Source organism: Halonatronomonas betaini, from assembly GCF_015666175.1.
Lineage (GTDB): Bacteria > Bacillota > Halanaerobiia > Halanaerobiales > Halarsenatibacteraceae > Halonatronomonas > Halonatronomonas betaini.
In genome coordinates, this window is sequence record NZ_JADPIE010000002.1 from 370,304 (window position 1) to 391,515 (window position 21,212).

Genomic DNA, 21,212 nt, shown 5'->3' on the forward strand with positions numbered 1-21,212 from the left:
ATTAAGATGAAATAATAATAAAAGGGAGGGGCTCAAAATGTTAAAGATGACTAAAATGCAAAAAGCCATAATATTAGGATTGGTATTGGCATTAGTTGTATTTTCTGCCGCCGCCTGTGGTGTTGATGAAGAAGAGCTTGAGGAAATGGAAGAAATGGATGAGGATCCAATTGAAGATGATTTTGGATTTGAGTTAGATTACGAAGCAGATATGTATGCATCCGTTAATAGCTCTGCCATTGCTATGTAATAGATTCTGTAAAAGATTTAGTTAAGTTAATATTGTTGCTTTAAGAAATGTGGGACCCACCTCTTGTAGAAGAGGTGGGTTTTTTCTTGATTTATTAAGTGTTTTCTATTATAATCAATCTATTGGTCTTTAATAACTCAATTAAATAAGAAAGGCCTGATTATTATTCTATTCAAATCATTCTTTTTTATATATTATTTATATATAGCTGTAATATCCTATGGGAATATTTATCTTGATGGAATTGGAATATCAGCAAGTCAAATCGGTTATATGGTCTCAACAGCCAGAGCCATTTCAATTCTGATTCTTCCAATCTGGGGATTAGCAGCTGACTATTTTGGTGCTACAAAACAAATCCTAAAACTTGTAGTTTTTGGAACTATTCTATCTCTATTAGCCTTTCCCCAATCAGAGGTCTACTGGATTATTTTTATAATTTATATATTGTTCATAATTTTTGAAGCACCAATAGTATCATTATCAGATGCTTTAGTTTTAAACCATTTAAAAGATGATTCTGACCAATACGGTCGTTTCAGAAGCTGGGGCTCAATTGGCTATATGGTAGCAGTTATTCCTGTTGGTTTCATGATTGAAAAGACTTCAGCCAGAAATATATTCTTTCTAGGAGCATTGGTGATGTTAATTGCTCTAATCAATATCTTTAAATTACCAGAGGGTGGACGTTCAGTAAAAATAGCTAAGATAACAGATTTTAAGTTGATTTTAAAAAATCAAAAGTTATTTAAATTTCTGCTTTTTACTTTTTTCCTCCAGGTTCCTTTAATTGCTAATTTTACTTATTATCCAATTTTCTTTAAATCTCTAGGAGGAGGAGAAACCCTATTAGGGATAGCTTTACTTTTAGGTGCCGGAAGTGAGTTGATTGTATTTCAAAAATCAACATTTTTCTTTAAAAAGTTCGATCTAAAATTTATCTTATTAATTTCTGCAATAAGCTTTTCTATTCGCTGGGGATTAATTGGTTTCTTCCCATCAATCTCTATTTTAGTATTGACACAGTTGTTTCACAGCCTGACCTTTGCTTTATTCCATGTCACTGCAGTCAGGCATATCTCCAGCCTTGTAGGTATTGATTTTCAGGCTACCGGTCAGAACCTTTATGCTTCAACAATAGCTCTTAGCACTGTTGCAGGAAGTTTATTAGGCGGAGTAGTTTATGACCATTTAGGCGGTGACAGCCTTTATTTAATTGGGAGCTTTATTTCCATCTCAGCAGGAATAATCTATTTCTATTATCTCAATAAAAAAGAGGCTCCAGCAAAAGCCAGAGCCTAAAGGTGAGCTTATTTATAAGTATTATTTTCTAAAGCCAGTCCCATTACAAACTGAGCATTTTACATCTCCAGAACCCTTGCAATTTGGACAGGTGATGCCCTCTTTATTTTTGCCTGATCTAAATTCACCTTCACCTTTACATTTAGCACAATCAACAACCCCATCTCCGTGACAATTTCTACATTTAGCCATTATTTTACCCCCTTATATGGTTAAATATTATCCAATTCCAGCTCTTTAGAGCTTGACTGAAGTAATCTAATTATATTTAAATCGTCATTATTATATAGATCTATATAATTATCATCAACCTCTATAATTGGCCTATCTGGATTTTTAGGGTTTATAAAAACTACTTTGGCTTCCCGACCATCTGATAATACAACTTTCTCATTAATAAAATAATACGGAATCTTATCTAAAAAAGTTGTTAGAAGTTCATAATCAAAAACACCAAAACTATCTTCCCTAAAAATTTTAATAGCCTGAAATGGTGAAATTTTAGTCTGATCCTTGTAACCTGATATTAAAATATCAAATTGATTAACTATCGCAAGAATCCTTCCAAAAACAGGTATGCTTTTCCCTTTAGTACCCAGGGGGTAACCTGTGCCATCATATTTCTCATGATGGCTTAATACCCCTCTGGCAATCTCTTTAGTCATGCCCTCAATCTTTTCTGTCATTTTAAAGCCAAATACAGGATGGTCATTTAAAATATCCTCTTCTTCATCAGTTAAAGCTCCAGGTTTTTCTAATATTTTATCTGGTATTTGCAATTTACCAACGTCATGAAGCAGTCCGGCCTGTGTCAGATGGTGAAGCCTCTCTTCTTCAAGACCTAGCCATTCTCCAAATAAATTTGCTAAAATACCTACATTAATAGAGTGAGAAAATAAATCTACATCTCTATTTTTAACCTTTGTAAGAAGATCTATCATATCCTGGTCGTCTCCCAGAGTTGTAACTTCAAAGGTTAATTCTTTAATCTCTTCATATTCTATTTCCTCTTCATTTCTAAACCGCTTATATAAGCGGCCTGCTTTACTCAGGCTTCTATTATAATTTTCAACTGTATTACTAATTCTATCATAATTTTCTTTGATAGAATCAGCATCTTCATCAAAAATATATACATACTTTGTGCCTAGCTTCTTTAACTTATTAATCTTTCTTTTATCTAATATCGTTCCAGCAGGGATTAAGATCCCGCCAAAATCAAACTCAATATCTCCTGCAATTTTCATTCCTGGTTCAAGTTCATCAACTCTTATATTTTTCCTCCGGGTGTCATTTGTCTTAATTTCTGTCATTTAATTACCCCCTACTGGCCTATATTTTTTACCGCTATATTTATACTATTATCGATAAGATAAATATATCCTGCCCTACTAAGCTCCTGTTTTAGAATTTTAACTTATCATCTAAATGATTCATATTAGGCCAATATTCAATCCTACAATTTAGCACCGCTGGAATATTATTTTTATTGGCAGAAATTGCAGATTCTAACGCAGGTATAATCTCCTCTTTTTTATTAATAGTTTCAGCATAACAGCCATAGGCCTGAGCCACTTTTGTTAGATCAGGCTGGCTTTTATAATCGGTTGTATCTGTCTTAATACCTGCATTTTTTTGCTTTGAACGGATCCAGCCAAGGCCATTATTATTTAAAACCAGCCAGGTTAAACCTAAGTTGTACTGGCAGGCAGTAGCCATCTCCTGCAAATACATCTGAAAAGCTCCATCACCACAAATCGAGAGTACTGGCCGATCCGGGCTTGTTAATTTAGCACCAATAGCTCCTACAACTCCCATTCCCATACAGGTCTGCTCTGCAACAGGAATATTACCGAGAAGACTTTTTACCTGATAATAAGGATAACTGTATGACCAGGTATCCTGTCCGCCATTCTCATTTACCAGGATTGTACTATCATTAAAAGTCTGGCAGGCTTTATAGATTACTTCCCTGGCCCTCAAAGACTCTGAATCTTTTTCTATATCATTTTTTATTTTTTGAAAGTATTTCCCTTTCAGATCTTTTACAATTTCAAGCCTTGCCTGGCTAAAGTCTTTATCTATTTCCAACTCACTAAAGTTATTATTTAGTTCTCTTAAATTAGATTTAATATCTCCAGGCAAAAATAAATCTGGTTCCCAGGCCCTGCCAGCCCTGCCTGGCTGTGTCAAATCTATATCAAATTGAATAATCTCTGCATTGCCAGGTAAATGTTCCCACCAACCAGTCTGAAAAGCCTCATTGCTACTTCCAATAATTATCAATAAATCTGACATCTGATAATATTTTCTAGCTGGTTCCGAGCGATACCGGCCAGATACACCTAAGGCTAACTCACTATTTTCAGGATAAATTCCCCTTCCTCCTGGAGTCGTTAAAAAAGGAATCTGATTCTCTTCAATAAAAGTAGCAAACTCTTTAAATGCCCTGGATAAAATAGCTCCATTACCGGCAACTATAACAGGCTTTTTAGCCTTTATTATCATTTTCTTAGCCTCTTTTAATTTATTTGCTGAGGCCATAGGTTTAAAAGTTTCTATTTTTGTAAATCCTTCTGGATAGTCAATACCATAATCCTCTTTTTGGGATAATGGACCAGACCCGGCAACATCAGCTGGTATATCAAGGTAGACAGGGCCTGGCCTTCCTGACTGGGCTATTTTAAATGCCTCTTTTAAAAACCATGGAATCCTCTCAGCTGAAGGCACCTGAACTGACCATTTAGTTACTGGCTCCATCATTTTAACCTGATCAGTCTCCTGAAACTCTCCTTTGCCCTTTGTCTCTCTACTGGCAGATAAACATGGAATCACCATTGGAATAGAACCAGAGTAAGCTTCTAAAACTCCTGGAATTAAATTAGCAACCCCTGGCCCCGGGGCTCCAGAACAGACACCGATATTACCAGTCAGTCTACTATAGGCCATAGCCATAAAAGGAGTCGAACTTTCATGCCGGAGATTAATAGCCTCAATACCATCTAGCTCATCAGCATACATATTTATATAGGTATCACCAAGCCCAAAAACATATTCAATCCCCTGACTCTTAAACATCTCAACAATTACCTTCCAGGGATCCATCCTATCATGCCTCCTTATGAAAAGTTATCAATTAAATTTTTAACTTTAGCCTTATCAGGTCCATCAACATCTATACTATCACTTAAATGAGGAAAACTTTCTCTAAAAACTGGCTTTTTCTGCTGATAAATAATTCCAATTGGAATCTTATCTCCCCATTCTCTGGATTTCTTAAATGCAGCATTAATATCAGTATTATCGTAATCATCTTCTAATTGATAAACCCTCTCGCTATACCATTGATAGGTATTAACTTTATTAAAAGATACACAGGGTTGAAGAATATCTAGCAGAGCATACCCTTTATGCCTTATTGCAGCCTGCATCATTTTAACCAGATGATCCCTATCACCAACAAAGCTCCTGGCAATAAAACTTGCCCCCATACCCACAGCAAAACTTATTGGATTAAAGGGCTCAGAAGTAACTCCCTCAGGTTGAACCTCAGTCTCAATTCCTGGATAGGTTGTTGGTGAAGCCTGTCCTTTAGTTAGACCATAAATCTGATTATTATGGACAAAATGAGCTATATCAGGGTTTCTTCTAATTGTATGAATCAAATGATTACCACCTTCACCATAACCATCACCATCTCCAGTAGCTGCAATTACTGTTAGCTCTGGATTACTTAATTTAGCAGCCACGGCCGGAGGAAGAGCTCTTCCATGCAGACCATTATAACCATTGGTCCGAAAATAATGGGGCAGTTTCGCTGCCTGGCCGATTCCAGTTATCACTGCAGCATTTTCTGGTTTTAATTCCAGACCTGCCAGAGCTTCAGCTAGAGCCTTTCTTAATGGAAAATTACCACAACCTGGGCACCAGGTAGTATCTCTATCTGCTTCATATATATCAGTTTTAGCCATGATTTATCACCTCATTAAAATATCTTTCAGCAAGCTCCTTTGCTGCAAAGGGACGACCATCATATTTTAATATCTTATAATCAACTTTAATTGTTGTCTCCTGCTGGATTAATTTAGCCAGCTGACCAGAGAAATTAGATTCAATAGATATAATTTTTCCTGCTAGATTGGATAATGATTTTAATTTCTCAACTGGCAGGGGCCAGATATCTTTAAATATTAAGAGACCGATATTCTCATCTCTTTTCTGAATAATTTCTAGTGCCTCTTTTAAAGGCCCTGCTGTCGATCCCCAGCAGACTATTAAATTATCAGGTTCTTCAGGACCAATATATTCTGGTTCCAGTCTATCTTCAGCAATAAATTTATCCAGCTTTTTAAATCTTTTAATCATCATCTTATTCCTGAGCTCAATATCTTCAGTTACAAATCCATTCTCATCATGTTCATGGCTATCGACTAAAACAACATTATCAGCCAATTGTCCAGGATAAGCCCTGGGTGAAATCCCATCTTCGGTAAAGTGGTATCTTCTATAACTTTTAGGCGAAACTTTATCACTATCAACAAAATTTCTTTTAATTTCTAAATTATCTAGCTTATATTCAGGAATATTCTTAGAAGAATCAGCAAGAAACTGATCGCTTAAAATAATAACTGGCAATTGATATTTGTCAGCAAGATTAAAGGCTCTAAATGATTGATAAAAGGCATCCTCCTGATCAGTTGGGGCCAATACAATCAAAGGAAATTCATCCTGGGATGCATTTATTGCAAATAATAGATCTGCCTGACCAGTTCTGGTTGGGAGGCCTGTTGCCGGCCCTGGTCTCTGAACCTCAGCAACAACCAAGGGAATCTCACCAACCCCTGCATAACCCAGCGCTTCAACCATTAGTGAAAATCCTCCTCCAGAGGAGCCAGTCATAGCTCTAACACCTGAATAAGAGGCTCCCAGGGCCATGTTAATCGCACCAATTTCATCTTCAGCCTGTTCAACAGCTATACCAAAATCCTTCTGATTCTGGGCCAGGAAATTTAAGATTCCAGTTGATGGAGTCATCGGATATGCTGAATAAAATTTAACCCCGGCAGCAGCTGCTCCCAGTCCAACTGCCTGATTTCCATTAATATAAATCTCCTGATTATCTTTTCCGTCAAGGAATGATTTATTATAATCAATATACTTTTCATCATCAATAGCATTATAGCCAACCTCAAGCAACTGATGATTATCATAGACAATATCATCATCAGCAAACTTTTCTCCAATTAGATCATTTAAAATAGCAATTGGTAAATCAAGAAGTTTCCAGACAGCCCCGGCATAAACAGAATTCTTAGCCTTAGGATTTATTCTTTTTGCCATTTCGCTGGCATAAATATCAATAAATCTATCATCATCAAATTTGCCATCATAAAGAATAAAACCATCTTCTGAAACTTTATGCTGATGTTTTTCGATACTCTCATCATTTAAGGCAACTAGAATATCAATCTCCTGCCTGGGTGCCTGTAGAGGCCTATCACCAAATCTTATTGACATAAAATTGTGACCACCACGAACTCTGGACATATAATCTTTATTGCTAAATATATTAAACCCTGCTCTAAATAATGCCTTCCCGACCAGAGCTTCTAAAGTCTTTAAACCCTGGCCTGCTTCTCCAGCTAATACTAGGTTTAGGTCCACAATTAATTACCTCCAGTATTTTGATTTTTAATTCTTATTCTAATAGTTCTAGATAAATCTAAATTTACCTTTTATTTATCAGAAATATGATTGATATAACCGACTCAAAGAAGTATAATTAACTAAAATCAATAAAGGTTGATTATAATGAAATTCAAAAAGCTAATTACATTCTTATTTTTAATAATTTTAATATCGGGCCTCCAGGGTAATGGTCTAAATGCCAGCGAGAAAAATTTTAACCCTGCACCATTTCCTGAAAGCCAGTTTCTAGAAGTCGATAATATAAATTATCACTACCGACTCTGGGAGCCAGCAGAAGAAATCAGGGGCAAAGTATTACTTTTACATGGTTTTGCCGGCTCAACCTACTCCTGGCGAAACAATGTAAAAGATCTAAAAAATGCCGGATATCAGGTTATCGCCCTGGATCTCCCTGGTTTTGGCTATACTGACAGGGTAAAGGGCCTAAATCATTCCCAGTTACTGCAGGCTGAAAGAATCTGGAACCTCCTGGCTAAATTAGAATCAGAAGAGATAGTCGAGCAAAATAAAGACTGGCATCTCATTGGCCACTCTTATGGCGGAGGCACAGCAGCTGCTACTGCCTATTATAATCAATCTAGAGTAAATTCATTAATCTTAATTGCAGGGGCATTAAATGTTGAAGAAAGATTCGATACAGTATTATTAGAAATAGAGCCACTCCAGCAATTAGCAAAACCATTAATTAGAAATATTTTATTTAGTGAGCCAGTATTTGCAAGATTATTAGCCTTCATTTATGGCGAAAATATTCTGGATCATGATCTGGAAATGCTAATAAAACCTTTGCAAATTCCAGGAACTGAAGATGTTCTGATAGATATTGCCAGTACATTTCAGGACCTGCCAGAATCAAAATTTACAGATATAAATCTCCCGATCCTATTAATATGGGGGGAAGAAGATAAAAGTATCTCAACTCCCCCTGAGGAGGGCCAGAGACTTTATGATATCCATGATAATGCAAAATTAGTTTATATTGAAAAAGCTTCCCATTTTCCAATGGAAAGCCATCCAGACAGAGTAAATTCAATTTTAATCGACTGGCTCAATACCAAGTAATTCTCTAATTTCAGGCAATTTCTCTTCAGCAGCTCTCTGGCCAACTCCAATAATCTCTGAATAATTATTAAAATCTGTTCCACTAAAATTATCCAATTCCGGGGCAATCAAAATATCCACTCCAGAAGGGGAATAGCTAGCCTTTCTCATAATATTAAAGACTCTATTTCCGTATTCGATTCTACCTTCAGGCTTTCTGGTAAAACGAAAATTAGCTCCTACATCAACAGCAATAATTATATCTGCTCCCAGTTCTCTAGCTGCTTTTACAGGTAGGTTATCAACCAGCCCACCATCAGCCAGCCAGTAGCCATCATATTTAACAGGGCCAAACATAATTGGTACAGCAGAGCTGGCTGTTATTAATTTAGCCAGAGGACCCTCAGAAAATACTGCCGGTTCTCCAGTATCAATATTTGTCGTAGAGACAGCAAAATCAATAGGTAAATCTTCAATATTTTCTGCAGATAATTTATCATTAAAATAGCTTTCTATTCTATTAAGACTAAAAAACCCAAGTCCATCAAATGATGGATATAAAAAATCAGTAAAACCTAAAGTTGATATCTCATCAATTAATTCATCAACAGAATAACCATCTGCATGAAAAGCCCCAATAATTGAACCTGCTGAAGTTCCAGTGATAATATCAAACTCCAGGCCCTCATTTACTAAAACATCAATAACCCCGATATGAGCAATACCCCAGGCTGCTCCGCCACCAAGCACTAAAGCAACCTTCTTATCTTCTTCAATTTCTCCTAATTCCTCACTATCTGCATGAATTGTTCCAGAGAAAAAAGGCAGCAAAATAAATAAACAGATTAAAAATATTATTAAATAATTCCTCTTCTCAGTCACTGATTTGCCTCCTTTTTTAAGAAGATACTCTATTCGAGCTTTCTTTATTCTTATACATCGATACATCAGCTAACTTAAAAACATCAACCAGGCTTTCGTCTTTATTACACTTTGTAGCACAGCCTATTGAAATCTCAATATTAAAGCCATGGCAACGATCCTGCTGACATTCATTATCAATTCTTTTAGTAACCTTTTCAGCCTGATAACAGGTCATCCCAGGTAAAATAATCGCAAATTCATCTCCACCAATCCTGGCTACTACATCATCACCTCTAGTTATCGATTTAAAAACCTCTGCAGCAGCTTTGATATACCTATCACCTTCAAAATGGCCATACTTATCATTAATTGGCTTTAATTTATCTAAATCTGCCACCAGAATACTTACAGGCATAACTCCAGCTTCATCTAATTCTTTAAGCTTATTTTCAAAATATCTCCGATTATAAAGTCCAGTCATCTGATCATGATATGAAAGATACTTAATCTTTTCCTCTTCCTCTTTCCTATCTGTAATATCCTGATAAATAGCATACAGACCAAGAAGCTCATCCTCCTGAACTATTGGAAAACTCTTAATAGCAACATCGATTAATTCCCCATCAGCCCTTTTTCTTTTATCTTCAACAATAACCTTCTTCTGTTTATCAATAACCTCCCTGGTCATCTGACCGGCTTCAGCCACTTTGTCTGCTGGCACAATAATATCATCAAGAAATCTGCCCTCAATATCCTGAGCTTTATAGCCAAAAGCCTCTTCAAAACTTTTATTAACCATTATTATCCTGCCACTATCATCTAAAAGAGAAATAGCCTCAATAGAACCCTCAAATAACTCTTTAAAATAGGCCCACTGCTTATGAACTGCCCTTGAAACCTGTTTCCTCTGGGTTATATCTTTAACCTGCAATAATATTTCATCATCTGCAACCTGCACCAATTCAACCTCAACATCAATTATTGAACCATCTTTACATCTGACTTTACTTTCTATCTGATATTCATCAAAAATAATCGCCTTCTCCAGTGAAATATTAATCTCATCTTTTGAAAGATTAACACTAAGATCATGAATCTTCTTATTTAAAATCATTTCTTTTGAATAACCAGTTGTTTCAATAATAGATTTATTTACCTCTAAAAATTCTCCTCTGCCATTGATGATGGCTATCCCAATAGGAATATTATCCATATATTCATAATATTTAGCTGAACTTAAATCCTTTCTTAGATCTGACATTTTAACTCTCCATTCTATTAACCTGAGATAAAATCTGAGTCAATAAAAAATCTCCAGTTTTTATCTTTATACTCCTCTGCATAATCAATATTAATTCTAGGTCCAGATTGAATCACCGACTCACTGACCTCAATCCCTGAAGTTAGGTATAAATCCCTACCACCAGTCAGAGAAATACCATTATAATCTCTATTTATATTCAGAGCCTCTGTTAACTTTCCAGGGCCATTTGTTAACTCCCTATCTGGTCTTTTGCCAATAGCTCTATTTTCTCTTAAAAAATCCAGTCCCTTAACAGGCTCAACAGCCCTGATCAGAACAGCCTCTGGCTTGCCCTCACTGGCAGCAACAATATTAAAACAATTATGGATTCCATAAACCAGATAAACATAAGCCAGGCCAGGTCGGCCAAACATAACCTCTGTTCTTTTAGTCCGCCTATTATCATAAGCATGACAGGCTTTATCTTCCGGGCCAATATAGGCCTCAGTCTCAACAATCTTAGTAATAACCTGACCCTGCCCGCTCTCTCTAACCAGATAACGGCCAAGTAAATCCCTTGCCAGCGTAAGGCCATCTCTGGCATAAAAATCCTCTTTCAATACCATTATTCCACAATCCCTCGCTGCTCCAGAGTAGCCCTTAAAGGTATAAAGGAATTGGCAAAGACAGACCTAAACTCAACAGTCAAAAATTCTGATTCAATCTTCGGGAGAATATAGGCTGCAAAAACTTCTCCATTAGGCAAAACCCTGGCATTACTATAATCGAGAAGATCAATATCACTGATCAACATTGTATAAGATCTCGGTTCAGACATTATTCTACCTTCAGCAATATTGACAACTTCATTAATATCAACAGTAACCTTCTCATGGGCATTATCTCTCTCAAAACCTCTTTCAGCCCTGAAGCCAATCACTGTAAAACGCTCTGAAATTTCAAGTATCTCCTCTAAGTTAACCTCATTACCCCGGTAAGCATCTAAAAACTCTATATCTTCATCGCTATATCTTTCAGCCATCACATCATCTGTCAGCCTTCTGGAAACTTGAAGGCTAAATTCTTCTCTCTCCTCATCAGTAAAGACCTCATTAAAATAATATTCATCAACTATAAAAAACTCCCCGGCCAGTTCAATTCTGTGATCTTCCCAGCTTGCATAGTACTCTTCAGTTTCAACATTCTCTTCAGTTTCTACATTTTCTTCAGCAAATAATGAAAAACTAAAAACTAGAACTATTATAAAAGTAAAAATTAAAGCCTGTCTAAATTTCTTCATTATAATATTTCACCTTCCACTTATTATAAATTATAGCCTCTATCATAATATTATATAATATCTATTAACTAATTTCTACTCTAATACCCTCAGCCCATCGAAATTATAGATTCTTCTTTATTTTAACTCCAGATAATATAAATTTTAAGAAAATAGACTGCAGTAAATAACTGCAGCCTTTAAAGGTTATCTGTTTTAATTAATCCTATTTCTTTTTAATCAGGCTATTAATTAGCTGATCTTTATTTTCAGTCTTCAAATCAAGATCAACTAAATCTGATTTTTTAATTTTATTTAAAAGTTGATAATTCTTCATAAACAGATCATCCACACCTGATAAGTCTAAATCCATACTTTCATTTTCCCTTAAATATTCCTCAAAACTATCGATATTAGCATGGATTATCTCCTGACAGGAATTAAGAATAGTACAAACGTCATAATATAGTTCCTTTAATTTATAATTAGCCAGTCTCTTCTCTCTAATATATGAAGTATGTTCTTTATCTTCAAATTTAACAAGCACATATTTTTTATCTTTACTATCTTTTTTAAGCTGAATAACTTTATCAAAATCTATAAACTCTGTGACAGCATTAAGAAAATCATTGAAATGGATCTGTTTTTCAACCAATTCAGGCTCCATCAGATCAAAAAGTTGATAAAATCCTAACTTGAATTTTGTGGTTTTCATCAATTCATAGACTTCATCGAAAATCAGTAATTTTTGCATTTTTATCACTCCATTTCAAATATTTTTATGAAACTGGCCTTGTATTTCTTTTTTTATCTTACTATATATATTAGATATTAAAACCCAATCTCCTCTAAAAAATAACTACATTTCAAGAAAATTTTATATTTAACTCTCCTCCAATACCTCCCCGGTACCAACCCAGTACCAACCCAGTACCAACCCAGTACCAACCCAGTACCAACCCATACCCGAAATTAACTAACCCTTACTTCTATTTAATATTTACTAAATAAATATCACATCTAAAATAAAACTGAAAAAATAGATTAGAATTTTTCTCTAAAATATTATATAATAAAATTAGAAAAGAATTTAACCTGATAAATTAAAGGAGTTTTCAAAATTATCTTGAATTAGAAGCTAACTGAAGACAATTAATTATGAAAGGAGTGGTTTAAATGTTAGAATTATTAGGAGCAGCATTAGTTATCTGGTTGGTAATCTATTATCTAAATAGAACTACTCCATAATTTCAAACTCAATTTAATCTCGAATAAAAAGGAGGGATTTATTCTCTCCTTTTTATTTGTTCATTTAAGGGTGGTCTAATGGCTAATTTAAGAATAATAATTTCATTAATTAAAAAAGATCTATTATATTTCTTTAGAAATAAAACCATTCTTATTGTGGTTATACTGCCGGTTCTAGCCTCTATCTTTTTTCTTTTAATCGAAACCGGTATCTTCCAGATCCAGTATGATATAGGTCTGATTACTGAAAATAATCCTATCGAAATTGATAACTCTAACTATCAGGAAATAAATTTTATAGAATTCCAGGATGAAGAAACTGCCAGAGATAACCTCAATAGAATCGATGGAATCTTGAAATTTCAATCTGACAATCGGTTTAATCTCTACCTTAATAATCTTGATCCAACAGAAATACTAATTTTAGAACAGTATATCAATGAAATTATAATTTCAACAATGGATTATACAATGCCCTTTGAGCTCAATATTGAACTAATAGATAGTCAATCACCATTCAATGATCTCATCTCTCTCTGGCTGGCAGTGACTGTGGCCATGATCGGAATAGTTGTTATTTCAGGAGATCTAGCCGAAGAAAAAGATAATAAAACCCTGGAGGGCATTTATATAGCTCCAATTTCAAATATATTATTTCTAAGTAGCAAAATTATTTCCGGGACAATCCTGGCCATAATAACAGCAATTATAATCCTTATAGCCAATATATTTCTTGAGAGCAGCCTGACTATTTATAGCCTGTTACTGACTGCTCCAGTGATCATAGCAGGTGCCTTAATCTTTAATATCATAGGCAGTATAATTGGCCTGAGATCTAAGAGTCAATCTGCTGCCAGATCAATGGCTACAATTATCTATTTTTTAATAGTTTTCCCGGGATTACTGGCAACTATTTCTCCAACATTTGAATTAATAGGTCGACTTACCCCGGCCTACTATTTTATCAATGGACTCCAGTTAGATAATATTATTTATAACCTGTTTTTTATCTCAATATTTATAGTAATTCTAGTACCAGTTCTAATCTACTCATATAATGAGGTGTATTATAATGAATAAAAACTTATCAAAAAATCTAATAATAATTCTATTAATCCTTTCCGCCCTTTTCATTTCAACTGGAAGGATTCAGGCCGAGCTCAATGATTCAGAAGATCTAAAAGAATTTATCAACACTGTATATAATCATTATCAGGAACAGGAATTTCAGGAAGTTTATCAGCTCCTCCACCCAGGAATTCAAGAAAATTTAACCGAAGAAGAATATGTCAATTTTCAGCAGGATAATACAGATCGCTATCAACTAAAACTATCAGAAATCAAAATCATAGAAATAGATAATATTGATAGCCTCCCCTCAAAATTTAATAACTATATTTCTGAAGATCAATATCAACAGGCCTATGAGGCTAAAGTTGAATATAAGATGGAATTTAGATTTTTAGGAACAAATCAGAGTCGAGAAGTTGATACAGAAACCTATGTAATTGAAGATAATGGTCAACTCTATCTGGTCTGGGATCGATCAGTTATAGAAGAAGATGATCCTGGTGCTGGAATTGAATAACCCTCCAATTGTAATTAATGATCTAAGAAAAAAATATAAAGATATTACAGCCTTAAATGGAATCAACCTGACAGTAAACCAGGGAGAGATTTTTGGCTTTTTAGGTCCTAATGGTGCTGGCAAAACAACAACCATGAGAATCCTCCTTGGCCTATTAAATCCAACTTCTGGTAGCAGTCAGGTTTTTGGAACCAATTCAACAGAGTTAGATAATAATATCAGAGGAAAAATCGGAGTAGTTTTTGAAGAAAACAATCTCTATCAGCATCTAACTGGCCAGGAAAACTTAGAATTCTTTGCCAGCCTTTATAATGTCCAGCCAGAAAAAATTAACCAGTTATTAGAATTTTTCCAGCTAGTTGATGCCAGAGATTTATATGTTAAAAATTATTCAAAAGGGATGAAACAGAGATTATTAATCGCCAGGGCAATTATAGCCGACCCGGAACTCTTAATTCTTGATGAGCCAACCAGTGGCCTGGATCCTGCTTCAATTGAGATCATTCATCAGGCTATTGAAGGTTTTAAAAAAGAAAATAAAACAGTCTTTTTAAGCTCCCATTTCATGGAAGAAGTCGAACGACTCTGCGACCGGATAGCCTTTATCAACAATGGTGAAATAATAACAATTACAACCCCTGCCTGGCTAAAGTCATACTATGGCAACAAAAATATCAAAATTAAGATCAGACTCAATCAGCAGTCAGTCGATAATTTAAAATCCAGCCTGCCTGAAGAGGCAGTAATAGAAATTAAAAATAATTCAGCAAGCATCTCCCTGCCCTTAGATTATGAAATGACAGGCAATTTAATCGACAGCTTAAAATCTAATTATTCAATTTTATCAATTCAGACAGAAGAAGCATCGCTCCACCAGGTCTTTATTGAATTGTCAAAAGAAAATAAAAAATTAAAATTCTAAAATTACCTCTTGACAAAAGTATAATAGGCTGCTATACTAAGTTCAACAATTTAGTATACTAAAAGCTTTGAAGGGACCCAAGTAAGCATTAAATTGCTGAAATACACCCCTGAGCTGCCAGCTGAAACCAGTAAGCAAAGGCCGTCTATCGTCGTTATCCGATAGGGAAGTGCTAGCTTCCTCACAGAGATGATCTTTAAAGATCTAAAAAATAGGTGGTACCGCGACTTAAGTCGCCCTGTTATAGGGGGGCTTTTTCTTATTTAGGAGGGTTTTTATGAAATTAAAAATAGCAAATAAAAGTAATATTAATACTAAAGTTTCTGTTCCAGGCGATAAATCAATCTCACACCGGTCATTAATGCTGGCAGGGATTGCCAGTGGTCAGAGCAGAGTCTCAGGTCTATTAGAGGGTGAAGACTGTTTTTCAACCTTAAAATGCATGGAAAAATTAGGAGTTGATATAACCAGAGATAATTCTGGCACCTATATCGTAAATGGAGTCGGTTTAAATGGTCTAAAGGAGCCAGCTGATATCCTTGATTGTGGTAATTCTGGTACCACCATGCGCTTGCTTTCAGGGCTTTTAGCAGGCAGGCCATTCTATTCAGTCCTAACCGGTGACCGATCTTTAAATTCAAGGCCGATGGATCGAATTATTACCCCATTAAGTAAAATGGGAGCAGAAATCTGGAGCCGCCAGCAGGGCTTAGCCCCTCTAAGTATCAGAGGTGGTAATCTAGCCAGCATTAATTATAATAGTCCAGTAGCCAGTGCCCAGGTTAAATCCTCAATACTCCTGGCCGGCCTATCAACTAAAGGGATTACATATGTTAATGAGCCAGCCCAGTCCAGAGATCATACAGAAAAGATGCTGAAAGCAGCAGGTGTCGATATTGAAATTAATGATAATACCATTAAATTAAATAGTTCAGGTCAGCCAGAATTAAAGCCCCTGGATATTAATATCCCAGGAGATATCTCATCAGCAGCCTTTATAATTGCTGCAGGCTTAATCACAGAAAATAGCAGAATCTTAATTAAAGATGTCGGTATCAATCAGACCAGAACCGGTGTCCTTGATGCCTTAAAGATGATGGGAGCCGAACTTACTATCAAAAATAAAAGAGTTAGTTCAGGTGAACCTCTGGCAGATATAGAAGCCTGTTCAAGTAACCTAAAGGCAATAGAGATATCCGGCAGTCTGGTCCCTAGATTAATCGATGAGATACCACTGCTGGCTCTACTGGCAACCCAGGCAGACGGTGATACAATTATTAAAGATGCCGCAGAATTAAGGGTAAAAGAAACTGATAGAATTAAAGCTATCAGCTCTGAGCTAAAAAAATTAGGAGCAGAGATAGAGGAATACCCTAACGGTATGAAAATCAAAGGAAATACAGAGCTTAAAGGTGGTATTGAAGTTGATAGTTTTGGTGACCATAGAATAGGCATGACAATGGCCATTTCCGGTCTGATTGCCAGAAATGGTATCATAGTTAATAATAGCGAATCGATAGATATATCCTTTCCTGACTTTGAAAAATTAATTAATAATCTTTAAATAAAAGGAGACTGATAAAATGATTGTTGTAATGAAAAGTAATAGCAGCAAAGATGATGTAAATAAGATCTGTAATATAATTAAAGATGAAGGTTATGAGACCCATTTATCTGAAGGCGTTGAAAAGACAATTATTGGCGTTGTTGGTGCCAATGGCAAAAAAGAAAATCTTAAAAGCCAGCTTCTAACCTATAAATCAGTTGAAAAAGTCGTTATAATAGTTGAGCCATTTAAGTTAACCGGTAGAGATTTCAAACCAGATAAGACTGTTATCGACATAGATGGTGTTAAAATTGGCGGCAAAAAACCGGTAATTATGGCCGGTCCCTGTGCCGTTGAAAGTGAAGAACAGATCCTTGAAACTGCAAGAATTGTTAAGGAAGCAGGGGCAGAAATTTTAAGAGGTGGTGCCTTCAAGCCGAGAACCTCCCCCTATTCATTCCAGGGGCTGGGAGAAGAAGGCTTAAAATTACTGGCCAAAGCCAGAGAGGAAACTGGCCTAAAAATTGTCACAGAGTTAATGGATATCCAGCACCTTGATGTTGTCGAAGAGTATACAGATATTTTCCAGATAGGCGCCAGAAATATGCAAAACTATCCTCTACTTTCAGCAGTCGGCAAAGCCAGTAAACCGGTTATGTTAAAGCGGGGTATGTCAGCTACAATCAAAGAATGGCTATTAGCTGCTGAATATATCATGTCTGAGGGCAATAAAGAAGTTATTCTCTGCGAGCGAGGCATTAGAACATTTGGCGAAAGAACCAGAAATACACTGGATCTAAGTTCTATCCCGCTAGTTCAGCAGATCAGTCATCTCCCTGTGATTGTAGATCCAAGTCATGGCACAGGCAAATGGGATCTGGTCATCCCGATGGCCCGGGCTGGAATTGCTGCCGGAGCAGATGGTCTTATCATCGAAGTCCATCCTAACCCTGGTGAGGCCCTTTCAGATGGCCAGCAGTCATTAAAACCAGAGAACTTTAAAATGCTAATGGAAGAGATCGATTTAATCAGCAGGGCAATCAACCGAGAAGATAATTAAAATGGAATTTAATATAAAGAATATCTTAATCATTGGCACCGGCCTTATTGGAGCATCCCTGGCCGGTGCTATCAAAACCAATTATCCAGAGATTAAAATTACTGGAATCGACAAGGACCGAAATAACTTAGACTATTCTCTAAAAAATAACCTGATCGATTTCAGCACTAAAAATTTAAATGATCTGGAATTAGATGAATATCAATTAATTATCCTGGCTACACCAGTAAATATTATAAAGGAATACCTCAATAGGCTCTATCCTCTGCTTAAAGGTCAAACTTCCAGTAAAATAATAATCGATACCGGCAGCACCAAGGCTGAAATAGTTAAGCAGGGAAGTAAATTAAACAATCTAAAGAACACCTGGTTTCTAGGAGGCCATCCTATGGCAGGCCTGGAACAATCAGGAGCCCGATATTCTCAATCAAATCTCTTTACTGAAAAGCCATTTATTATAACCAGGTCAGCTGATACCAGTTATCCTGAAACTATAATCAATCGCCTTAAAGAATTCCTTAAAGGTTTAAAGATGAACATTATCGAATTAGAACCTGAAAGCCATGATCAATATCTGGCTGGAGTTAGCCATCTGTCCCAGCTACTTGCCTATATCCTGGCTGAAATAATAGCTGACGAAGAAAACAGCTCTGAGATGCTTGCAATCAGCGGCAATGGTTACAAAGATATGACTAGACTTGCCTCCAGTTCCAAAGAACTCTGGGAGGAAATCTTTAAAAGTAATAGCGAAAATTTAATTTATTTTATCGATAAATATATTGCAAGATTAAACCAGTATCAGGACTGGTTAAAAGAAAGTGAGGAGAATTTAAAAGATGTTTGAATATTTCACAGCAGGAGAATCCCATGGACCGGAAATCACTGCCATTATTAAAGATCTCCCGGCAGGCCTAAAAATTAATATAAATAATATCAATAAACAACTTAAAAGACGTCAGCAGGGCCATGGCCGGGGCGGCAGGATGGATATCGAAAAAGATAAGATCAATATAACCTCAGGCCTTAGAGAAGGCATAACCCTTGGTTCTCCTCTGGCAATGAATATTAAAAATAAAGACTGGACCAACTGGGAAGAGATTATGACTGTTTCAAATAAAGGCAACCAGGAGAAAATTAAAGCCAGAAGAGTTGCCGAACCTCGTCCTGGCCACGCCGATTTACCTGGTGGTATTAAATTCAACCATTCTGATCTAAGAAATGTCTTAGAGAGGGCAAGTGCCAGAGAAACAGCAATCAGAACAGCTGTCGGCAGTATTGCCAGGGAATTTCTCGGAGAATTTGAAGTTGAAATCTTTAGCCATGTTACAGGAATAGGAACAGTAAAGTCACCGACCTGGCAGAAAGTTAAAGCAGAAAACAATATTAATTCAATTACAGAGATCAAAGAATATTTCGCCCAGGTAGATGAAAGCCCGGTCAGAGCCGGTTCAGACCAGGCAACTGCTGAAATGATCAACTTAATTGACAGGTGGAAAGAAGCAGGAGACTCAGTTGGAGGAATCTGTGAAATTATTGTAACAGGACTACCTCCTGGACTTGGCAGCCATACTCATAATGATTTAAAGCTAGAAGGTCAGCTGGCAGCTGAATTAGTTGCAATCCAGGCAATAAAGGGCATCGAATTTGGAGGTGGCTTTAAACTTGCCGAAAGGCCTGGCTCCCAGGTCCACGATGAGATCTTCTATGACGATAAAAATAATAAATTTTATCGAAAGACAAATAATTCAGGTGGCCTGGAAGGCGGTATTTCAACAGGAGAAGAATTAATAATAAGGCTGCCAATGAAGCCAATCCCAACTCTGTCTAAACCATTAAAAACAGTCAATTTAGATAATAAAACTCAGGTTGAAGCTGCTAAGGAGAGATCTGACAATTGTGCTGTTCCCTCAGCCTCTATAGTTGCTGAGGCAGTGACTGCAATCGTAATGGCAAGAGCATTCTCCAAAAAGTTTGGCGGAGATTCAATCAAAGAAATTAAAAATAATTACAACAGTTATCTAAAACAGATTAAAAACTATTAAAAAGAGGTGATCCCTTGACCAATACATTAAAAGTAAATCTTGATAAAGATAGTTATGATATCATCATTGATAATCAAATACTCAATAATGCCGGCCAGATAATCGCTTCTAATTTAAATATCGGCAAAAAGATTTTAATTATTTCTGATCAGAATGTATATCCCCTTTATGGTAACAGCTTAAAAAAGTCCCTGGAAAAAGAAGATTATCAGGTTCAGAGCCATATTATAGAACCTGGAGAAAAAAGTAAAAACAATGCTGAGTTAAATAAAATCTATGATCTTCTTTTAAAGTCAAGATTTGATCGCAATTCATCTATTATTGCCCTTGGTGGTGGAGTAGTTGGAGATTTAGCCGGAATGGCTGCAGCTACTTTTATGCGAGGGATTAATTTTATCCAGATACCAACCAGTCTCCTGGCCCAGGTCGATAGCAGTGTTGGCGGTAAAGTAGCTATCAATCACCCTGAGGCAAAAAACATAATCGGAGCCTTTTATCAACCCGAGATAGTAATAATTGATATAAACCTTCTTAAGACCTTAAAAGCCAGAGATTACAATACTGGCCTGGCAGAAGTTATTAAATACGGGCTTGGTTTTAATAAAGACCTCTTTGATTATATAGAAAATAATATTGGAGAAATCAAAGAAATCAAACCTGAAGTGCTCATAAAGCTCGTCTATATCTGCTGTCAGATCAAAAGCAATATCGTCAATCAGGATGAAAAAGAAAAGGGTGTCAGGGCCAGATTAAATCTAGGCCATACTGTTGGTCATGCAGTTGAGGCTCTGACCGGTTATAATGAATATACCCATGGTGAAGCAATTGCAATCGGTATGGTCTATGAAAGCTATCTGGCCAAAAAACTGGGTTATATCAAACTGGCTGAAATTAATAGATTAAAGAAATTATTAACCAGCTTTAACCTGCCTGTAAACCTGCCAGCATCTATAAGCTTTAAAAGCCTTATTACTAAAATGCAGACTGATAAAAAGGTTAAAAATAATAAAATATTTCTGGCAATCCCTAATTCATTAGGCGATACTATCATAACTTCTGACTGGCATAAAAAGTATTTAAAAGAAATCATAAAAAAAGCCCCTGAATAATCAGGGGTT

General features: G+C 36.0%; 21 protein-coding genes. 11 read left to right on the forward strand and 10 right to left on the reverse strand.

Annotation, left to right across the window (positions count from 1 at the left end; all coding sequences use genetic code 11):
* The first annotated feature begins 37 nt into the window (after nucleotides 1–37).
* A complete protein-coding gene (locus I0Q91_RS04835) occupies nucleotides 38–250 on the forward strand; it encodes a hypothetical protein (RefSeq protein WP_270453252.1) in 213 nt (70 codons plus the stop codon).
* Nucleotides 251–415: 165 nt separating this feature from the next.
* Nucleotides 416–1,552 (forward strand): MFS transporter, encoded by a 1,137-nt coding sequence (locus tag I0Q91_RS04840; protein ID WP_270453408.1) that lies wholly within the window; start codon nucleotides 416–418, stop codon nucleotides 1,550–1,552.
* A 21-nt stretch (nucleotides 1,553–1,573) separates the two neighbouring features.
* On the opposite strand, the gene I0Q91_RS04845 is transcribed toward I0Q91_RS04840, so the two are convergent.
* The 5 genes from I0Q91_RS04845 to I0Q91_RS04865 all read right to left on the reverse strand — a co-directional run bounded on the left by I0Q91_RS04845 (nucleotide 1,574) and on the right by I0Q91_RS04865 (nucleotide 7,216).
* Entirely contained in the window at nucleotides 1,574–1,744 is a 171-nt protein-coding gene (locus tag I0Q91_RS04845; protein WP_270453253.1) for a hypothetical protein, read from the reverse strand.
* A gap of 20 nt (nucleotides 1,745–1,764) precedes the next feature.
* Nucleotides 1,765–2,865, reverse strand: a complete 1,101-nt coding sequence (locus tag I0Q91_RS04850; RefSeq protein WP_270453255.1) for a cyclic di-GMP phosphodiesterase — start codon at nucleotides 2,863–2,865, stop codon at nucleotides 1,765–1,767.
* A 91-nt stretch (nucleotides 2,866–2,956) separates the two neighbouring features.
* Nucleotides 2,957–4,657 carry a thiamine pyrophosphate-binding protein gene (locus I0Q91_RS04855; RefSeq protein WP_270453256.1) on the reverse strand — a complete coding sequence of 567 codons (1,701 nt, stop codon included), beginning with the start codon at nucleotides 4,655–4,657 and terminating at the stop codon, nucleotides 2,957–2,959.
* Nucleotides 4,658–4,671: 14 nt separating this feature from the next.
* A complete protein-coding gene (locus tag I0Q91_RS04860) occupies nucleotides 4,672–5,523 on the reverse strand; it encodes a thiamine pyrophosphate-dependent enzyme (protein ID WP_270453257.1) in 852 nt (283 codons plus the stop codon).
* Nucleotides 5,516–7,216, reverse strand: a complete 1,701-nt coding sequence (locus I0Q91_RS04865; protein ID WP_270453259.1) for a 2-oxoacid:acceptor oxidoreductase subunit alpha — start codon at nucleotides 7,214–7,216, stop codon at nucleotides 5,516–5,518. Before I0Q91_RS04865 ends, I0Q91_RS04860 begins: the two co-directional genes overlap by 8 nt.
* 147 nt (nucleotides 7,217–7,363) lie before the next feature.
* Between I0Q91_RS04865 and I0Q91_RS04870 the strand changes: the two genes are divergently transcribed.
* Nucleotides 7,364–8,323: an alpha/beta fold hydrolase gene (locus tag I0Q91_RS04870; RefSeq protein WP_270453260.1), complete on the forward strand. Its 960-nt coding sequence runs from the start codon at nucleotides 7,364–7,366 to the stop codon at nucleotides 8,321–8,323.
* Here I0Q91_RS04870 and I0Q91_RS04875 read toward each other — a convergent pair.
* The 5 genes from I0Q91_RS04875 to I0Q91_RS04895 form a co-directional block, all read right to left on the reverse strand.
* The gene (locus I0Q91_RS04875; protein WP_270453261.1) at nucleotides 8,297–9,184 is read right to left on the reverse strand and encodes a patatin-like phospholipase family protein; all 888 of its coding nucleotides are present in this window, start codon (nucleotides 9,182–9,184) and stop codon (nucleotides 8,297–8,299) included. The two genes, I0Q91_RS04870 and I0Q91_RS04875, sit on opposite strands and share 27 nt — an antisense overlap.
* Before the next feature lie 16 nt (nucleotides 9,185–9,200).
* Nucleotides 9,201–10,427 carry a sensor domain-containing diguanylate cyclase gene (locus I0Q91_RS04880; RefSeq protein ID WP_270453262.1) on the reverse strand — a complete coding sequence of 409 codons (1,227 nt, stop codon included), beginning with the start codon at nucleotides 10,425–10,427 and terminating at the stop codon, nucleotides 9,201–9,203.
* A gap of 17 nt (nucleotides 10,428–10,444) precedes the next feature.
* The gene (locus I0Q91_RS04885) at nucleotides 10,445–11,035 is read right to left on the reverse strand and encodes a DNA-3-methyladenine glycosylase (RefSeq protein ID WP_270453263.1); all 591 of its coding nucleotides are present in this window, start codon (nucleotides 11,033–11,035) and stop codon (nucleotides 10,445–10,447) included.
* Entirely contained in the window at nucleotides 11,035–11,709 is a 675-nt protein-coding gene (locus I0Q91_RS04890) for a hypothetical protein (RefSeq protein ID WP_270453264.1), read from the reverse strand. Before I0Q91_RS04890 ends, I0Q91_RS04885 begins: the two co-directional genes overlap by 1 nt.
* Nucleotides 11,710–11,914: 205 nt before the next feature.
* Complete coding sequence (locus I0Q91_RS04895; protein WP_270453265.1) at nucleotides 11,915–12,442, reverse strand: hypothetical protein; 528 nt, start codon at nucleotides 12,440–12,442, stop codon at nucleotides 11,915–11,917.
* Nucleotides 12,443–13,014: 572 nt separating this feature from the next.
* Between I0Q91_RS04895 and I0Q91_RS04900 the strand changes: the two genes are divergently transcribed.
* The 8 genes from I0Q91_RS04900 (at nucleotide 13,015) to aroB (ending at nucleotide 21,203) form a co-directional block, all read left to right on the forward strand.
* Nucleotides 13,015–14,016 (forward strand): ABC transporter permease, encoded by a 1,002-nt coding sequence (locus tag I0Q91_RS04900; protein ID WP_270453267.1) that lies wholly within the window; start codon nucleotides 13,015–13,017, stop codon nucleotides 14,014–14,016.
* Nucleotides 14,009–14,524 carry a hypothetical protein gene (locus I0Q91_RS04905; protein ID WP_270453268.1) on the forward strand — a complete coding sequence of 172 codons (516 nt, stop codon included), beginning with the start codon at nucleotides 14,009–14,011 and terminating at the stop codon, nucleotides 14,522–14,524. The genes I0Q91_RS04900 and I0Q91_RS04905 overlap by 8 nt, the downstream gene beginning before the upstream one ends.
* Nucleotides 14,508–15,446, forward strand: coding sequence for an ABC transporter ATP-binding protein (locus I0Q91_RS04910; RefSeq protein WP_270453269.1), 939 nt, complete (start codon nucleotides 14,508–14,510; stop codon nucleotides 15,444–15,446). The genes I0Q91_RS04905 and I0Q91_RS04910 overlap by 17 nt, the downstream gene beginning before the upstream one ends.
* Before the next feature lie 277 nt (nucleotides 15,447–15,723).
* The gene (aroA, locus tag I0Q91_RS04915; RefSeq protein WP_270453272.1) at nucleotides 15,724–17,010 is read left to right on the forward strand and encodes a 3-phosphoshikimate 1-carboxyvinyltransferase; all 1,287 of its coding nucleotides are present in this window, start codon (nucleotides 15,724–15,726) and stop codon (nucleotides 17,008–17,010) included.
* A 19-nt stretch (nucleotides 17,011–17,029) separates the two neighbouring features.
* Nucleotides 17,030–18,052 (forward strand): 3-deoxy-7-phosphoheptulonate synthase, encoded by a 1,023-nt coding sequence (aroF, locus tag I0Q91_RS04920; RefSeq protein WP_270453273.1) that lies wholly within the window; start codon nucleotides 17,030–17,032, stop codon nucleotides 18,050–18,052.
* A gap of 1 nt (nucleotide 18,053) precedes the next feature.
* Complete coding sequence (locus I0Q91_RS04925; RefSeq protein WP_270453274.1) at nucleotides 18,054–18,896, forward strand: prephenate dehydrogenase; 843 nt, start codon at nucleotides 18,054–18,056, stop codon at nucleotides 18,894–18,896.
* On the forward strand, nucleotides 18,889–20,094 hold the full coding sequence (aroC, locus tag I0Q91_RS04930; RefSeq protein ID WP_270453275.1) for a chorismate synthase: 1,206 nt from the start codon (nucleotides 18,889–18,891) through the stop codon (nucleotides 20,092–20,094). Before I0Q91_RS04925 ends, aroC begins: the two co-directional genes overlap by 8 nt.
* Nucleotides 20,095–20,108: 14 nt before the next feature.
* Nucleotides 20,109–21,203, forward strand: coding sequence for a 3-dehydroquinate synthase (gene aroB, locus I0Q91_RS04935; RefSeq protein ID WP_270453277.1), 1,095 nt, complete (start codon nucleotides 20,109–20,111; stop codon nucleotides 21,201–21,203).
* Nucleotides 21,204–21,212: the final 9 nt, after the last annotated feature.